This is a genomic window from Caballeronia jiangsuensis, from assembly GCF_046030135.1.
GTDB lineage: Bacteria > Pseudomonadota > Gammaproteobacteria > Burkholderiales > Burkholderiaceae > Caballeronia > Caballeronia jiangsuensis.
Map to the genome: position 1 here is coordinate 168678 of NZ_JAQQDB010000008.1, position 14409 is coordinate 183086.

Sequence of the window (14409 nt, forward strand, 5' to 3'; positions counted from 1 at the left end):
AAACATCGCACATGGATTCATTCGACCTGCGTCTTCCCGCACTGCGCGCCGCATATCGCGAAGGCCGCACGACGCCGCGCGCGCTGATCGGCGCGTTGCGCACGCGTGCGGCTAACTTGAACGCCGACTATCGGCTCTTCATTCATCTGCTGAACGATGACGAAATCGAGCCGTATCTCGCTGCGCTCGATGCACGCGATATCGATTCGCTGCCGCTCTACGGCGTGCCGTTCGCGATCAAGGACAACATCGATCTCGCGCGCGTGCCGACGACGGCCGCGTGCCCCGCGTTCGCATACACGCCGGAGCAGTCGGCGACGCTCGTCGCGCAGCTGATCGCGCTCGGCGCGGTGCCCATCGGCAAGACCAATCTCGACCAGTTCGCGACCGGCCTGAACGGCACGCGCTCGCCCTACGGCAAGTGCCGCAATAGCGTGCTGGCGGACTATCCGTCGGGCGGATCGAGCGCGGGGTCTTCGCTGGCTGTCGCGCTGGGCGTCGCGAGCTTCGCGCTCGGCACCGATACGGCCGGCTCGGGCCGCGTGCCCGCCGCGTTGAACAATCTCGTCGGCACGAAGGGGACGAAGGGTCTGTTGTCGACGGCGGGCGTCGTGCCCGCGTGCCGCACGCTCGACTGCGTGACGTATTTCACCGCGACCGCGAGCGAGGCGAGCACGCTGCTCGCGCTCACGGCCGCCCACGATCCCGCCGATGCATACAGTCGCGCGAATCCGCAATGGAACGATGCGGCGGCGTTCGGCAAGGTCGCGCGCTTTCGCTTCGGCGTGCCGCGTCAACTCGAATTCGCGGGTTGCGATGAAAGTCCCGCGCTCTTCGCCGACGCACGCGCGGCGCTCGAAGCGCTCGGCGGCGAGGCGATCGACATCGACTTCGCGCCTTTCCTCGAAGCCGCGCGTCTGCTCTATGAAGGGCCGTGGGTCGCGGAGCGCTATAGCGTCGCCGGCGCGCTGATGGAGTCGCAGCCCGACGCCGTGTTGCCCGTGATCCGCGACGTGCTCGCGAAGGCGCCGGGCGCCACCGCCGTCGATGCGTTTCGCGCGCAATACAAGCTTCAGGCACTGAAGCAGCGTTGCGACGCCGTGCTCGCGGATCTCGATTGCGTGCTGACGCCATCGATTCCGCGCGCGGTCACGCTCGCCGAGCTGGAGCGCGATCCGATCGGTGCGAACTCGCTGCTCGGGCATTACACGAACTTCATGAATCTGCTCGATTACGCCGCCATCGCGACGCCCGCGGGTTTCATGCGCAATGGCCTGCCGTGGGGCGTGACGCTTTTTGGCCGCGCCTTCACCGATCAATATCTGCTGAGCGTCGCCGATGCATTGCATCGCAAGCTCGACGTGCTGATCGTCGGCGGCGCGCGCCAGGACACCGATGCGCCCGCGCGCGCCGCGCGTGACGACACGATGAAGCTCGTCGTGTGCGGCGCGCATCTCGCGGGCTTGCCGCTGAACGGACAACTGACCGCACGCGGCGCGCGCCTCGTCCAAGCGACATCGAGCGCGCCGCGTTACCGCCTGTACGCGCTCGCGGGCGGTGCGGTTCAGCGGCCCGGCATGACACGCGACGAAGCGAACGGCGCGGCGATCGCGGTCGAAGTGTGGACGTTGCCGAGCGCGGAGGTCGGCTCCTTCCTCGCGGGCATTCCCGCGCCGCTCGCGCTCGGCAAGGTCGAACTCGCGGACGGCCGCTGGGAAACCGGCTTCGTGTGCGAGGCGCATGCGCTCGAAGGCGCCGTCGACATCACACGATACGGCGGCTGGCGCGCCTGGCTCGAGCGCGCCGTGTGAGCGATCATCGGCCGAGCACGGCGGCGAGCGTGTGCCGCTTCGTGCCGAACGATGCGAGCACGGCCAGCCCCAGCGCCGAGAGCAGCACGCCGAGATGCATCGCGCCGGTCGCGCCCGCGTGATCGACCGCGATGCCGCCCGCGAGCGAGCCCGCCGCGATCGCGGTCTGCACCGCGCTGACGAAGAGCGCCGATGCCGCTTCCGGCTGCTTCGGCGCTGTCAGTTGCATCCACACACTCAGGCACAGCGGAATCGCGCCATACGCGACGCCCCACGCGAGCACGCCCGCCACGACCGCGCCCGCAACGTGCGCGAAGGCCGGCAGCGCGAGCAGCGAAGCGATGACGAGCGCAGTCGTCGCAGCGAGCGCGAGACGCGGATGCGACTTCACGAACGCCGACGCGACGAAGTTCGACAGGAAACCGACGATCCCGAAACCGAGCAGCAACGCGGTGACCCAGGCCGCGCCGAGCACGGCGTCGACTTCGAGAAACGGCGCGATATACGTGTAGGCGCAAAAGTGCGCGCCGAACAGCAACGCGACGAGCAGCAGGCTGCGCAACACGGTCGTGCGCGCGAGCATGCGGCCGAAATCGCCGATGCGTGCGGCGGCGCGCGGCGGCAGGTCGGGCAGCAGCATCGCCTGAAGGAGCAGCGCGGCGAGCGCGAGCGCGGCCGTCGCGAAGAACGACACGCGCCATGACGACAACCCCGCGATGAACGTCCCGAGCGGCACGCCGATGACGGTCGCGAGCGTGATGCCCATGAAGATGGTCGCGCTCGCGCGGGCGCTGTTTTCTTCCGCGACGATCTGCCCCGAGACGCCGAGCGCGACGGTCCAGAATCCGCCGAGGCTGATGCCGAGCAGGGCGCGGCCGGCGAGCATCGTCGTGAAGTCGGTCGCGAATGCCGAGACGACGTTCGATGCGACGAGCGCGATCGACAGCAGAAGCAGGATCAGCCGCCGGTTCAGGCGTCCCGCGACGAGCAGCAGAACGGGCGCCGAGATCGCGGCGATGATGCCCGGCGTCGTGGTCATCAGGCCAGCCGTGCCGGGCGTGACGCCGAGGTCCGAAGCGATCGCCGGCAGCACGCCGACGGGCATGTATTCGGTCGTCACGAAAGCGAACGAGCCGAGCGCGATGGAAAGCACCGCGAGCCAGCGCCGGCTGGCGCTGGACGAAGACGTAGTCATATTGGGAACTCCGGCGATATCACGCGGCGATGGCTTGCTCGTCGAGGAACGGATAGTCGGTGTAGCCCGCATCCGTGCCGCCGAAGAAGGTCGCGCGATCGTAGCGATTGAGCGGCAGGTGCTTGCGCAGGCGCTCCGGCAGATCGGGATTGGCGATGAAGTGGCGGCCGAACGCGACCAGATCGGCGTCGCCGGACTGGAGGATCGATTCGGCGCTGGCGCCGTCGAAGCCGCCCGCGACAATGATCGGGCCACGGAAATGCGCGCGCAGCGACTTCGCTGCCAGCGGCGTCTGATCGCGCGTCTCATCCTCGACATTGCCCGCGATGCGCGGCTCGATCAGATGCAGATACGCGATGCCGAGCTTGTCGAGTTCCGTCGCGACGTAGGCGAAGAGCGCCTGCGGATCGCTGTCGGACATATCGCCCCACGAGCCGCTCGGCCCGAGTCGCACCGCGACCTTGTCCGCGCCCCACACGCCGATCACGGCGCGCGCCGTATCGAGCAGCAGGCGCGCGCGATTTTCGATCGTGCCGCCGTATGCGTCGGTGCGACGGTTGCTGCCGTCCTGAAGGAACTGGTCGAAGAGATAGCCGTTGGCCGCATGCAGTTCGACGCCATCGAAGCCCGCCGCGACGCCGCGTGCCGCCGCCGCGCGAAAACTCTCGACGATGCCCGCGATCTCCGATGTTTCGAGCGCGCGATTCGGCGTGTTCGGCACCCAGCCGGCCTCGGTGTACGCGACGCCGCCGTGCGGCACTTCCGACGGCCCGACCGGGCGGCCGCCATCGGGCTGCAACTGCGCGTTCGACTGACGCCCTGCGTGATAAAGCTGAAGAAAGATGCGGCCGCCCCTGGCGTGTACGGCATCGGTGACGGCTTGCCATCCGGCGATCTGGCTGTCGTCGTAGAGGCCGGGCGCGCCGAGATAGCCATTGCCTTCCGGCGCGGCGATGGTCGCTTCGCCGATCAGGAGCGCGCCGGGCGAAGTGCGCTGTGCGTAATATTCGGCCATCAGCGGGCCGGGACGGGCGCCCGATTCGGCACGCATGCGGGTGAGCGGGGCGAGGACGACGCGATGGCCGAATTCATACGAGCCGACTTTGACGTGCGAAAACAGTCTGGACATTTCGTTTCTCCACAATTCCGGGTAGCTGTTGCGTGACGCCGACGACCGGCGACGCTTGACCCGGACTGTAGACGCGGCGCGCCCCGAGAAAAACCGCCCGCGAGTTCAGGCACCCCGGACACGCGTGTCCGCAATCGCGCCTCGCCCAGCCGTGGCGGCGAAGCGGCGATTGTTTGGGTGAGCAGAACAGTCATGTCGCTGTTGCGGCATTTATCAGCCCGACTGCCGTTCCGATAATCCACGCCACCTTTCGGACATTGGAAACATCATGGAAACAACACACATCGCTCCGTTGCGCGTGGGCGTGATCGGCGTCGGCAACTGGGCGCGGCATGGGCATCTGCGGGTGCTCGATCTGCTGCCGCACTTCACGCTGCAGGCCGTGTACAGCCATCGGCGCGAGGCTGCGGAAGAGGCGGCGCGCGAGTACCGGATAGAGCGCGTGGCGGCATCGATCGATGAACTCGTCGAAAGCGACGATATCGATCTCGTCGTCGTGCTCAACACGGCGCCGCAGCATGCGGACACGGTGAAGCGCGTGATTGCCGCCGGCAAGGACGTCTACTGCGAATGGCCGCTGACGACCACGCTCGCGCAATCGCAGGAACTGCTCGCGTTGACCGAAGCGCGCGGTGTGCGGCATGTCGTCGGCTTGCAGCGGCGGCTCGCGTCGCACAATCGTTATGTGCGCGATCTGATCGGGCAAGGCTATGTCGGCGAACTGCGCTCCGTGCGCATGCACGTCAGCGTGAATTACTTCCAGGCGATGCGCTCGCGCGCGCTCGAATGGACCGTGCCGCCCGAGAACTTCTCGTCGATCGTGTCGATTTACGGCGGCCATTTTCTCGACATGCTGCTCCACGCGACGGATTGGCCCGTGTCGATCGCGGCGCTCACGCCGAATCAGTTTCCGCTCGTCACGATCAGGGAGAGCGGCGTGTCGATGCAAACGAGCGCGCCCGATCAACTCGTGCTCGCGGGCATGCTGAACGGCGATGCGGTGTTGTCGGTGCATATCGAGGGCGGCAAGCGCAACGGGTCGGGCGTGCAGATCGACATCACCGGAACGGAAGGCGACTTGCGCATCACGAATACGTCGGCGTTCGGCGATGTCGGCGACGATTACCGCATCGTCGGCGCGCATGGCGACAAGGCGCCGCTCGCGCCGCTCGATGTGCCGGAGCGTTATCATCGGTTGCCGGAATCGGGCCTGCCTTCCGCCGTGCTGGAACTGGCCGAGCTGTACTGGGCCTTTGCGCACGACGTGGCGAACGGCACGCATGACGCGCCCACTTTCGCCGATGCCGTGCGGATGCACGAACTGATCGATCGCGCGCAGGCATCGTATGCGTCGCGTCGATTCATGGGGATCGGATCGTCAGAATGACGGAGAGCCTTGCGATGAACGAGACGCCAGCCGCAAGCGCGACCAGCGCGGCCGCCGCGCGCGCGCCCGGCGCGCTGGACCACATGAGCGGCATGGTCGTCTTCACGCGCGCGGCGGAAACGCTGAGCTTCGCGGAAGCGGGGCGGCAACTCGGGCTTTCGGCATCGGCGATCGGCAAGGCTGTCGCGCGGCTGGAAACGCGCGTCGGCGTGCGGCTCTTTCATCGCAGCACGCGCAGCGTGCGTCTCACGCCCGAAGGCGAACTATTTCTCGCGCGTTGCCAGCGCATTCTCGGCGAGATCGAAGAGGCCGAGTCCGAACTGGCGATATCGCGCGCGAAGCCGATGGGCCGCCTGCGCGTGAGCATTCCGCTCGTCGGCACGCTGCTGATGCCGGTGCTCTCGGCGTTCATGCACGCGTATCCCGAAGTGCAGCTCGATATCGATTTCAGCGATCGTCTAGTCGATGTCATCGACGATGGTTTCGATGTCGTCCTGCGCACCGGCGACGCAATCGATTCGCAACTCACGATGCGCACGCTCGGGCACTACACGCATCTGATCGTCGGCTCGCCGGATTATCTCGAAGCGCGCGGCGTGCCCGCGACGCCCGAAATGCTCGGCGCGCACGCGTGCCTTCAGCATCGCTTCTCGCGCACGGGACGTCTCAGGCGCTGGACTTTCGTGCGCGATGGCGCGCCCTTCGACGTGGAGCTTCCGTCGACGGCCATCGCGAGCGCGGTCGAGCCGCTCATCGCGCTGGCGGAGCAGGGCCTGGGTCTCACCAGCGTGCCTGACTATGCCGTGCGCGCGCAACTCGCGGATGGCTCGCTCGTCGCCGTCCTGCGCGATTTCACGGCGGACCGCATCCCCTTTCGCGCGCTCTGGCCGTCAGGGCGCATGACGCCGCCGAAGGTGCGCGTGTTCGTCGACTTCCTGCATCAACACCTGTTTCCGGATTCGGCGTGACTGATCTGCGTGAGCGCGAACGCATGGCGCAATTCGAAGCCGAGCCGTTCATACAGGGCGATGGCGCTCTCGTTGTGACTGAACACGTGGAGGAACGGCGTTTCGCCGCGTAGCCCGATTTCCCTGCGCAGGATGTTCATCAGCCGGCCGGCGAGACCGCGTCCGCGACAGCGTTCGTCGACACAAACCGCGCTGATCTCGACATGACCTTCGATGGCCATGCGTTCGCCCGCCATCGCGATGAGTTCTCCCTGCTCGCGAATCCCGATGTAGTGACCCATCTCACGCGTGCGCTTGCCGAACGGACCCGGTTTGGTGCGTTGTACGAGCGCGAGCATGTCGTCGACATCGGCGGGGCCGAGGTCGATCACGTCGCTGTCGTCGAGGCTTTGCGTGAAGCGCTGTGTCGCGACCATCTGATGAATCGTGCCGACGCGCTTCGCCTGCAAGGTATCGATTGCCGCGACCGTATCCGCCGACAGAATGGCGACCTGCTCGCCGGGCTGCAACAGCGCGTGCAGCGCGCGCCACGCGTCCGGCGTTTCCGACGCGACCGCCGCGAAAGGCGCGACGTCCGGATGAAAACGCCGCGCGAGCGTGTCGCCCAGGCCGAGATGCGTCTGTCTCGTCGTCAGCGCGGTCCAGATCGGGCGGTCGAGTGCTGTTTGCGTCGGAAGGCTCATGTCTGCTCCGTGTAATGAATCGGATAACCGTCACTCTAGACAGATCGGTGCGTCACGGCTATTGTCGGAAATGACGCTTTTAGAATCATTTACGCCATGCGCACGACAGTTCTCGCCCTCGACGGCGTATTCGATACGGCGCTGTCCGCCGTGCTCGACGCCTTCACCACCGCGAACGAGCTGGCGGACATGCTGGAGCCGGGCGTCGGCCCGCGCTTCGAGATCGAGCTGATCGGCATGCGGCGCGACGTGCGCACCGCGCTCGGCATGCGCGTGCCGGTCAAATCCGCGAGCGCGATGGCGCGCCCCGACTGGCTGATCGTGCCTGCGCCCGCGACCAAGATGCCCGCTCAACTGCTGCCGGCGCTCGCCCGCCGCGACGTGAAAGACGCCATGCAGTTGCTCGCGGAAAATCACGCGGACGGCGTGAAGATCGCGGCGGCGTGTATCGGCACGTTCGTGCTGGCGGAATCCGGCTTGCTCGACGGTCACGAGGCCACCACGAGCTGGTGGCTCGCGCCGTTGTTCCGACAGCGTTATCCCGACGTGCGCCTCGACAGTGGACGCATGGTGGTGCCATCGGGCGAATTCGCGACGGCGGGCGCCGCGATGGGCCATCTCGATCTCGCGCTCTGGCTGATGAATCAGGCGAGTCCCGCGCTGGCCGCGACGGTGGCGCGTTACCTGATCGTGGACGCGCGTCCGTCGCAGGCGCCTTACATGATTCCGGATCATCTGGCGCGTGCCGACCCGATGGTCGAACGCTTCGAGCGCTGGGCGCGCGGGCGGCTCGCGCAGGGCTTTTCGCTCGACGCCGCCGCCCACGCGCTCGCGACGAGTACGCGCACCTTGCAGCGGCGCATCGAGGCGGTGCTCGGCAAGTCGCCGCTGTCGTATTTCCAGGATCTTCGCGTGGAGCGGGCGGTGCATCTGCTGCGTTCGAGCCGGCTCGATATCGAGGCTATCGCCGCCGAGGTCGGCTATGTAGACGGCGCGACGTTGCGCACGCTGTTGCGGCGGCGGCTCGGGCGCGGGGTGAAGCAGATACGGGCGGGTGGCGCTGACGAGACCTGAGGCGCTCAGAACTTTTCCACCCACGGCCGCAGCTCGATTTCCCAGGCCCACGCGCTGCGTTGCTGGCGCAGCACATCGATATAGGTCTGCGCGATGGCGTCGGGGTCGAGCGTGCTGTCCGGCGCGTCGGGCGGATCGGCGCGTTGATCGGAGCGCACGCCGCCATCGATAACGAAATGCGCGACGTGAATCCCCTTCGGCGCGAGTTCCCGCGCGGCGCTCTGCGCGAGGCCGCGCAACGCGAACTTGCCCATCGCGAACGGCGCGGACAGCGCGAATCCCTTGACGCCCGCGGTCGCGCCCGTCAGCAGGATCGCGCCTTTGGCCGCCGGGATCATGCGCCGCGCCGCCTGCTGCACCGCGTGGAACGCGCCGAACGCCGAGACGGCGACCGCCTGTTCGACCGCCGCGGCGTCGAGTTCCGCGATGGGCCCGCGAACGCGCCCGCTCGCGTTGTAGATCACGATTTCCGGCGCGCCGATGCGCGCATCGGTTTCGGCGAAGAGCGCTGCCGTCTGTCCGGCATCGGATGCATCGACGGGCAGCGCGATTGCGCCGGTTTCATCGACGAGCGCCGACAGCTTGTCGACGTTGCGCGCCGCGATGACGACCGGAATATTCTCGGCGCGCAGACGCCGGGTGAGAGAACCGCTGATGCCGCTTCCGGCACCGATGATGAGGGCGCTGCGGTAAGGAAGAGTGCTCATGGCTTCACGCTCGGGAGGATGACGAAGCCGATGATAACCGTGCGCTGAAATCGGCGCGCGACCGGGGGAGGCCGCATGACAGGGCGCAACGTGCCCCTAGTCGCTACCACGCATTGCCAATTGCCTGAAATTCTGCGAACGTCGCTCGCTGTATTCGCACCGATATAACGAGTCTGATATTTCAGGGAGCTGACCGATGGGATTTCCACGTAACGTAAAGCGTCTGGCCGCGCTGCTGTGCTCGCTGGCATTGCTGCCGATTGCGGCAACCTCGTGTGGTGGCGGCGACGACAACGGCACGTCGTCGCAGACGGTTTTGTCGGTGTCGGGCGATGTGACGGCATCGACGAATTTCACGCTTGCACAGGTCCAGGCGCTGCCGGCCAGCACGCAGACGGTTTCGTTCGGCAGTGGCACCGGTCAGCAAATCCACGTCTATACCGGCGCGAGTCTGTGGACCTTGCTGAACCAGGTCGGCATCGTGACCAACCCGGCCGTGCACAACGACGTGCTCGCGAAATACGTGGTGGCGACCGGCAGCGACAACTACCGCGCGCTGTTCGCGATGGGCGAGTTGAGCCCGGACTTCGGCAATCGCGGCAATCAGGTGGTCTACGCCGAGACGGTGAACGGCGTCAGCGCCGCGCTTACATCGACGGATGGTCCGCTGCGTGTGACCGCGCCGGGCGACGTCAAGGGCGGACGCTACGTTTCCAATCTCGTGAAGCTGCAGGTCGGCACGGCGGTTTCTCAGGTCACGGCGAGCGGCGGCGGAGCCACCACGCAATTCCAGTTGAGCGGCGCGGTGGCGCATCCGGCAACCTTCGACATGGCCGCGCTGCAGGCGCTGCCTGCCGTCACGCGGACCATCGGCGCGAATACCTATACGGGTGTGAGTTTGTGGAATCTGATCGACGCGGCGGGCGTTCAGACCAGTGCGACGGCCAAGAACGACCTGCTGGGCTTCTATGTCATCGCGACTGGCAGCGATGGTTATCGCGTGGTGATTTCGCTTGCGGAGTTATCGCCGGATTTCGGCAATCAGCCGGATATCGTCGCCTATGCGATGAACGGTGCGGCGTTGCCCGGAACCGGCTTTGCCCGGCTCGTGATCCCGGCTGACAGCAAGGCGGGGCGCTACGTGTCGAATCTGGTGGCGCTGGAAGTGGTCTCTGCGCCGAGGTGATTTGCGCGGGAATCGGTGTCTTTCAGGCTATTTGCTTGCCGATGATCTCTTCGCGCCGGCACCGAAGCGTGAAGAGAGGAGAAGGAAGCACGTTTGTTCCTTCTCCTGTCGACGGTGCTGCTTCAGACCTTCACGCCGTGCAGAAGGCTGCCGATCGAGTCCAGCGACTTCGTGATGTTCTTCAGATCGACGTTGGTGTATTGCGACGCGTCGACCTGCGTCACCGGCGCCACGTTGATCTGCGGGCTGGCGAAGGCGAAGCCGCTGATGGAGTTGGCGTTGATGCCGTTGTTCTGGAAGATGCTCGCGCCGCCGACGATAGCGCCCATTTCAGCGCGGCCGAGTTCTTTGCTGACTGCGAGGTTGTCGATCTTCAACATGATGGTTCTCCGGATGAGTGTGTGGTTTGGGATGCGACGAGTTATCAGACCGCGACGCCGCCGAGCAGGCTGCCGACCGAGGAAAGCGACTTGGTGATGTTCTTCACGTCGACGTCGGTGTGTTGCGAGGCATCGACTTGCGTCACCGGCGCGACGTTGCTTTGCGGGCTGGCGAAAGCGAAGCCGCTGATGGAGTTGGCGTTGATGCCGTTGTTCTGGAAGATGCTTGCACCGCCGACGATAGCGCCCATTTCAGCACGGCCGAGTTCTTTGCTGACTGCGAGGTTTTCGATCTTCAACATGGTGGTTCTCCTGGATTGGGTGGGTTGGTTGAGCATTAATCGTTGCGCTCGCAGCTACATATGCGAGGGCTGTGCCAGGCGAAGTTGGAAGATCGACTGCATCGCGCTAATGCATTGATTTTTAACACAAAAATAATTTGATTTTTACCTTGTGAGGCGACTTCGCGCCGACGACGCCGGACTAGATGTTGGTCGAAGAAAAACATAAGGACATGATCTGTCGGTGTTAGGCGAACAGGCACGGAGGAAGGCAAACCGCGGCGCGTACAGGGATCCGATGAAAGCGTGAACTCGCTTTCGTACGAATCGACGGCACGGGATGATAATTCGGAAACCGAATTAGTTGAAATGCGATGCGGACACTCGAGCAGAGCGTCGCAGTGGGGAAGAAACGAGAAAAAGGGAGAAGGAAACTGTTCCTTCTCCCTTGAATGAAGCGGTTTGTCTTACACCTTCACGCCTTCGAGCAGGCTGCCGACCGACGACAGCGACTTCGTGACGTTGGTCAGATCGACGTTCGTGTGCGTCGAGGCATCCACTTGCGTCACCGGGGCGACATTGGTTTGCGGGCTGGCGAACGCGAAGCCGCTGATCGAGTTGGCGTTGATGCCGTTGTTCTGGAAGATGCTCGCGCCGCCGACGATGGCGCCCATTTCGGCACGGTCGAGTTCTTTGCTGACAGCGAGGTTGTCGAGTTTCAACATGATGGTTCTCCGGATGAGTGTGTGGTTTGGGATGAGACGAGTTATCAGACCGCGACGCCGCCGAGCAGGCTGCCGACCGACGACAGCGACTTGGTGATGTTCTTCACGTCGACGTCGGTGTGTTGCGAGGCATCGACCTGCGTCACCGGAGCGACGTTGGTCTGCGGGCTGGCGAAAGCGAAGCCGCTAATGGAGTTGGCGTTGATGCCGTTGTTCTGGAAGATGCTCGCGCCGCCGACGATGGCGCCCATTTCAGCGCGGCCGAGTTCTTTGCTGACTGCGAGGTTTTCGATCTTCAACATGATGGTTCTCCGAATGAGTGTGTGGTTTGGGATGAGAGAGTTATCAGACCGCGACGCCGCCGAGCAGGCTGCCGATCGACGAAAGCGACTTGGTGATGTTCTTCACGTCGACGTCGGTGTGTTGCGAGGCATCGACCTGCGTCACGGGAGCGACGTTGGTTTGCGGGCTGGCGAAGGCGAAGCCGCTGATGGAGTTGGCGTTGATGCCGTTGTTCTGGAAGATGCTTGCGCCGCCGACGATGGCGCCCATTTCAGCACGGCCGAGTTCTTTGCTGACTGCGAGGTTTTCGATCTTCAACATGATGGTTCTCCTGGACTGGGTGGGTTGGTTGAGCATTAATCGTTGCGCTCGCAGCTACATATGCGAGGGCTGTGCCAGGCGGAGTTGGAAGCTCGACCATATCGCGCTAATGCTTTGATTTTTATGAGAAAAATAATTTCAAATCCGATTTGCGAGGTGAATTAGACTCGACGGCTCGGGACTAGCTGTCGGTCGCAGAAAAACAGTTAGGCACGATCAGTCGGTGTGTAGCGAACAGGCGCTATAAAGCCGAACCGCGGTGCATAGAGCGACCGGATGAGCGCGCAAGCTGCAAGAGATGTTTTCGTCGAAATCGACAGCGCGGGATAATAATTCGGCATCCGAATTATTTATAACGTGATGCGGACACTCGCGTAGAGCGTCGCAGGGGAGCAGAAACGAGAAAAGGGAGAAGGAAATCGTTCCTTCTCCCTTGAATGAAGCTGTCTGTCTTACACCTTCACGCCTTCGAGCAGGCTGCCGACCGACGACAGCGACTTCGTGACGTTGGTCAGATCGACGTTCGTGTGCGTCGAGGCATCCACTTGCGTCACCGGGGCGACATTGGTTTGCGGGCTGGCGAACGCGAAGCCGCTCACCGAGTTGTAGTTGACGCCGTTGTTCTGGAAGATGCTCGCGCCGCCGACGATGGCGCCCATTTCAGCGCGGCCGAGTTCTTTGCTAACTGCGAGGTTTTCGATCTTCAGCATGATGTGTCTCCTGGGACTGTGTGGTTGGTTGAGAGCACCAATCGTTGCGCTCGCATCTCTATATGCGAGGGCCGTGCCAGCGAGATATGGAAGATCTGTTCGGTTAATCCAACTCGTTGAAGATGAAGGAAAATAAATGCTCGATGAGCAATGCGCGGGCGATTGGCGAAGTATCGGCTCGATCGATTCGTCGGATAGCGCAAGACACACCGCCGGAACGTGTCGGCGTGGGACTGACAACTCGATCTCTACTCGGTCATGTTCTGGCGCGTGTAGTCGCGGAAACGCAGCATCGCGTGCGCGTGCGCGTGCTTCCAGGCGATTGCCCTAAGGACGAGATGTGGAGCGAAGGCGGCCGCGTGAATCCGCGCGTTGCGCGCGAGGGCCTGTAAATCGATGACGAAGCGGAAATGCGAAGAGAGGGAGAAGGAAACGTCGTGGTTCCTTCTCCCTTCGAGGGTCGATGCTTACACCTTCACGCCGCCGAGCAGGCTGCCGACCGCGTCGAGCGACTTCGTGACGTTGGTCAGATCGACGTTCGTGTGCGTCGATGCATCCACTTGCGTCACCGGCGCGACGTTGGTTTGCGGGCTGGCGAAGGCGAAGCCGCTCACCGAGTTGTAGTTGACGCCGTTGTTCTGGAAGATGCTTGCGCCGCCCACGATAGCGCCCATTTCAGCGCGGCCGAGTTCTTTGCTCACTGCGAGGTTGTCGATCTTCAACATGATGTCTCTCCTGATAACTTGAATGAATGATTGAGTGGCTTTAGACCTTCACGCCGCCGAGCAGGCTGCCGACCGCGTCGAGCGACTTCGTGACGTTGGTCAGATCGACGTTCGTGTGCGTCGAAGCATCGACCTGCGTCACCGGCGCGACGTTGGTTTGCGGGCTGGCGAAGGCGAAGCCGCTGATCGAGTTGGCGTTGATGCCGTTGTTCTGGAAGATACTCGCGCCGCCGACGATAGCGCCCATTTCGGCACGGTCGAGTTCTTTGCTGACTGCGAGGTTGTCGAGTTTCAACATGATGGTTCTCCGAATGAGTGTGTGGTTTGGGATGAAATGAGTTTTCAGACCGCGACGCCGCCGAGCAGGCTGCCGATCGAGGAAAGCGACTTGGTGATGTTCTTCACGTCGACGTCCGTGTGTTGCGATGCATCGACTTGCGTCACGGGAGCGACGTTGGTTTGCGGGCTGGCGAAAGCGAAGCCGCTGATGGAGTTGGCGTTGATGCCGTTGTTCTGGAAGATGCTTGCGCCGCCGACGATAGCGCCCATTTCAGCGCGGCCGAGTTCTTTGCTGACTGCGAGGTTTTCGATCTTCAACATGATGGTTCTCCTGGACTGGGTAGGTTGGTTGAGCATTAATCGTTGCGCTCGCAGCTACATATGCGAGGGCTGTGCCAGGAGGGGCTAGAAGATCTGTTCGGTTAATCTAACCGGCTGATAAAGCTATAGAAATTTATACGCCGACGCGACTTCGCATCGATTCGGCACCGGAGATTCGGTGTCGACGTGTCGGCGGTCTAAAAACAGATCGGGGATGTGTGTTGGTGTCGGACGAACATCGTCGC

19 protein-coding genes are annotated in these 14409 nt (G+C 63.8%); 6 read left to right on the forward strand and 13 right to left on the reverse strand.

All coding sequences use genetic code 11. The features are described 5' to 3' along the window. Nucleotides 1–11: 11 nt before the first annotated feature. The gene (gene atzF / locus PQR08_RS11080; RefSeq protein WP_250486481.1) at nucleotides 12–1811 is read left to right on the forward strand and encodes an allophanate hydrolase; all 1800 of its coding nucleotides are present in this window, start codon (nucleotides 12–14) and stop codon (nucleotides 1809–1811) included. Nucleotides 1812–1815: 4 nt separating this feature from the next. Here atzF and PQR08_RS11085 read toward each other — a convergent pair whose 3' ends face one another. Both PQR08_RS11085 and PQR08_RS11090 read right to left on the reverse strand, forming a co-directional pair. Next, on the reverse strand, nucleotides 1816–3006 hold the full coding sequence (locus PQR08_RS11085) for an MFS transporter (protein WP_250486482.1): 1191 nt from the start codon (nucleotides 3004–3006) through the stop codon (nucleotides 1816–1818). A 19-nt stretch (nucleotides 3007–3025) separates the two neighbouring features. After that, nucleotides 3026–4135, reverse strand: a complete 1110-nt coding sequence (locus PQR08_RS11090) for an alkene reductase (protein WP_408161285.1) — start codon at nucleotides 4133–4135, stop codon at nucleotides 3026–3028. A 268-nt stretch (nucleotides 4136–4403) separates the two neighbouring features. On the opposite strand from PQR08_RS11090, the gene PQR08_RS11095 reads away from it, so the two are divergent. Both PQR08_RS11095 and PQR08_RS11100 read left to right on the forward strand, forming a co-directional pair. Continuing rightward, the gene (locus PQR08_RS11095; RefSeq protein ID WP_250486484.1) at nucleotides 4404–5522 is read left to right on the forward strand and encodes a Gfo/Idh/MocA family protein; all 1119 of its coding nucleotides are present in this window, start codon (nucleotides 4404–4406) and stop codon (nucleotides 5520–5522) included. Between the two features lie 74 nt (nucleotides 5523–5596). After that, the gene (locus PQR08_RS11100; protein ID WP_222946624.1) at nucleotides 5597–6490 is read left to right on the forward strand and encodes a LysR family transcriptional regulator; all 894 of its coding nucleotides are present in this window, start codon (nucleotides 5597–5599) and stop codon (nucleotides 6488–6490) included. Here PQR08_RS11100 and PQR08_RS11105 read toward each other — a convergent pair. Beyond that, entirely contained in the window at nucleotides 6463–7173 is a 711-nt protein-coding gene (locus tag PQR08_RS11105) for a GNAT family N-acetyltransferase (RefSeq protein WP_250486485.1), read from the reverse strand. The genes PQR08_RS11100 and PQR08_RS11105 overlap by 28 nt on opposite strands. A gap of 96 nt (nucleotides 7174–7269) precedes the next feature. Here PQR08_RS11105 and PQR08_RS11110 point away from each other — a divergent pair, with 96 nt between their 5' ends. Further along, complete coding sequence (locus PQR08_RS11110) at nucleotides 7270–8247, forward strand: GlxA family transcriptional regulator (protein ID WP_250486486.1); 978 nt, start codon at nucleotides 7270–7272, stop codon at nucleotides 8245–8247. 5 nt (nucleotides 8248–8252) lie between these two features. Here the strand turns inward: PQR08_RS11110 and PQR08_RS11115 are convergent, their stop codons facing one another. Beyond that, the gene (locus PQR08_RS11115; RefSeq protein ID WP_250486487.1) at nucleotides 8253–8954 is read right to left on the reverse strand and encodes an SDR family NAD(P)-dependent oxidoreductase; all 702 of its coding nucleotides are present in this window, start codon (nucleotides 8952–8954) and stop codon (nucleotides 8253–8255) included. Nucleotides 8955–9150: 196 nt separating this feature from the next. On the opposite strand from PQR08_RS11115, the gene PQR08_RS11120 reads away from it, so the two are divergent. After that, complete coding sequence (locus PQR08_RS11120; RefSeq protein ID WP_250486488.1) at nucleotides 9151–10140, forward strand: molybdopterin-dependent oxidoreductase; 990 nt, start codon at nucleotides 9151–9153, stop codon at nucleotides 10138–10140. 122 nt (nucleotides 10141–10262) lie between these two features. Here the strand turns inward: PQR08_RS11120 and PQR08_RS11125 are convergent, their stop codons facing one another. The 6 genes from PQR08_RS11125 to PQR08_RS11150 all read right to left on the reverse strand — a co-directional run bounded on the left by PQR08_RS11125 (nucleotide 10263) and on the right by PQR08_RS11150 (nucleotide 12839). Then, on the reverse strand, nucleotides 10263–10520 hold the full coding sequence (locus PQR08_RS11125; protein WP_035511437.1) for a hypothetical protein: 258 nt from the start codon (nucleotides 10518–10520) through the stop codon (nucleotides 10263–10265). Nucleotides 10521–10564: 44 nt separating this feature from the next. After that, nucleotides 10565–10822 (reverse strand): hypothetical protein, encoded by a 258-nt coding sequence (locus PQR08_RS11130; RefSeq protein ID WP_250486489.1) that lies wholly within the window; start codon nucleotides 10820–10822, stop codon nucleotides 10565–10567. Nucleotides 10823–11268: 446 nt separating this feature from the next. Next, on the reverse strand, nucleotides 11269–11526 hold the full coding sequence (locus PQR08_RS11135; RefSeq protein ID WP_238212351.1) for a hypothetical protein: 258 nt from the start codon (nucleotides 11524–11526) through the stop codon (nucleotides 11269–11271). Between the two features lie 44 nt (nucleotides 11527–11570). Continuing rightward, nucleotides 11571–11828: a hypothetical protein gene (locus PQR08_RS11140; RefSeq protein WP_250486490.1), complete on the reverse strand. Its 258-nt coding sequence runs from the start codon at nucleotides 11826–11828 to the stop codon at nucleotides 11571–11573. Between the two features lie 43 nt (nucleotides 11829–11871). Then, complete coding sequence (locus tag PQR08_RS11145) at nucleotides 11872–12129, reverse strand: hypothetical protein (RefSeq protein ID WP_035511911.1); 258 nt, start codon at nucleotides 12127–12129, stop codon at nucleotides 11872–11874. Nucleotides 12130–12581: 452 nt separating this feature from the next. Beyond that, a complete protein-coding gene (locus PQR08_RS11150) occupies nucleotides 12582–12839 on the reverse strand; it encodes a hypothetical protein (RefSeq protein WP_187606883.1) in 258 nt (85 codons plus the stop codon). Nucleotides 12840–13066: 227 nt separating this feature from the next. Between PQR08_RS11150 and PQR08_RS11155 the strand changes: the two genes are divergently transcribed. Further along, the gene (locus tag PQR08_RS11155) at nucleotides 13067–13231 is read left to right on the forward strand and encodes a hypothetical protein (RefSeq protein WP_408161286.1); all 165 of its coding nucleotides are present in this window, start codon (nucleotides 13067–13069) and stop codon (nucleotides 13229–13231) included. Nucleotides 13232–13306: 75 nt separating this feature from the next. On the opposite strand, the gene PQR08_RS11160 is transcribed toward PQR08_RS11155, so the two are convergent. Genes PQR08_RS11160 through PQR08_RS11170 form a run of 3 tightly spaced genes read right to left on the reverse strand, consistent with a single transcriptional unit; the run spans nucleotide 13307 to nucleotide 14164 of the window. Further along, a complete protein-coding gene (locus PQR08_RS11160; RefSeq protein ID WP_187606882.1) occupies nucleotides 13307–13564 on the reverse strand; it encodes a hypothetical protein in 258 nt (85 codons plus the stop codon). A 40-nt stretch (nucleotides 13565–13604) separates the two neighbouring features. Next, nucleotides 13605–13862: a hypothetical protein gene (locus PQR08_RS11165; RefSeq protein WP_187606881.1), complete on the reverse strand. Its 258-nt coding sequence runs from the start codon at nucleotides 13860–13862 to the stop codon at nucleotides 13605–13607. Nucleotides 13863–13906: 44 nt separating this feature from the next. Next, nucleotides 13907–14164, reverse strand: a complete 258-nt coding sequence (locus PQR08_RS11170) for a hypothetical protein (RefSeq protein WP_035511911.1) — start codon at nucleotides 14162–14164, stop codon at nucleotides 13907–13909. Nucleotides 14165–14409 lie beyond the last annotated feature (245 nt).

What these genes read in the sequence shown, in the direction of transcription:
- PQR08_RS11085 (WP_250486482.1), bottom strand. Translation starts at nt 3,006, where the DNA reads ATGACTACGTCTTCGTCCAGCGCCAGCCGGCGCTGGCTCGCGGTGCTT.
- PQR08_RS11140 (WP_250486490.1), bottom strand. Translation starts at nt 11,828, where the DNA reads ATGTTGAAGATCGAAAACCTCGCAGTCAGCAAAGAACTCGGCCGCGCT.
- PQR08_RS11120 (WP_250486488.1), top strand. Translation starts at nt 9,151, where the DNA reads ATGGGATTTCCACGTAACGTAAAGCGTCTGGCCGCGCTGCTGTGCTCG.
- PQR08_RS11170 (WP_035511911.1), bottom strand. Translation starts at nt 14,164, where the DNA reads ATGTTGAAGATCGAAAACCTCGCAGTCAGCAAAGAACTCGGCCGCGCT.
- PQR08_RS11090 (WP_408161285.1), bottom strand. Translation starts at nt 4,135, where the DNA reads ATGTCCAGACTGTTTTCGCACGTCAAAGTCGGCTCGTATGAATTCGGC.
- PQR08_RS11110 (WP_250486486.1), top strand. Translation starts at nt 7,270, where the DNA reads ATGCGCACGACAGTTCTCGCCCTCGACGGCGTATTCGATACGGCGCTG.
- PQR08_RS11125 (WP_035511437.1), bottom strand. Translation starts at nt 10,520, where the DNA reads ATGTTGAAGATCGACAACCTCGCAGTCAGCAAAGAACTCGGCCGCGCT.
- PQR08_RS11105 (WP_250486485.1), bottom strand. Translation starts at nt 7,173, where the DNA reads ATGAGCCTTCCGACGCAAACAGCACTCGACCGCCCGATCTGGACCGCG.
- atzF (WP_250486481.1), top strand. Translation starts at nt 12, where the DNA reads ATGGATTCATTCGACCTGCGTCTTCCCGCACTGCGCGCCGCATATCGC.
- PQR08_RS11145 (WP_035511911.1), bottom strand. Translation starts at nt 12,129, where the DNA reads ATGTTGAAGATCGAAAACCTCGCAGTCAGCAAAGAACTCGGCCGTGCT.
- PQR08_RS11160 (WP_187606882.1), bottom strand. Translation starts at nt 13,564, where the DNA reads ATGTTGAAGATCGACAACCTCGCAGTGAGCAAAGAACTCGGCCGCGCT.
- PQR08_RS11150 (WP_187606883.1), bottom strand. Translation starts at nt 12,839, where the DNA reads ATGCTGAAGATCGAAAACCTCGCAGTTAGCAAAGAACTCGGCCGCGCT.
- PQR08_RS11115 (WP_250486487.1), bottom strand. Translation starts at nt 8,954, where the DNA reads ATGAGCACTCTTCCTTACCGCAGCGCCCTCATCATCGGTGCCGGAAGC.
- PQR08_RS11165 (WP_187606881.1), bottom strand. Translation starts at nt 13,862, where the DNA reads ATGTTGAAACTCGACAACCTCGCAGTCAGCAAAGAACTCGACCGTGCC.
- PQR08_RS11135 (WP_238212351.1), bottom strand. Translation starts at nt 11,526, where the DNA reads ATGTTGAAACTCGACAACCTCGCTGTCAGCAAAGAACTCGACCGTGCC.
- PQR08_RS11130 (WP_250486489.1), bottom strand. Translation starts at nt 10,822, where the DNA reads ATGTTGAAGATCGAAAACCTCGCAGTCAGCAAAGAACTCGGCCGTGCT.
- PQR08_RS11095 (WP_250486484.1), top strand. Translation starts at nt 4,404, where the DNA reads ATGGAAACAACACACATCGCTCCGTTGCGCGTGGGCGTGATCGGCGTC.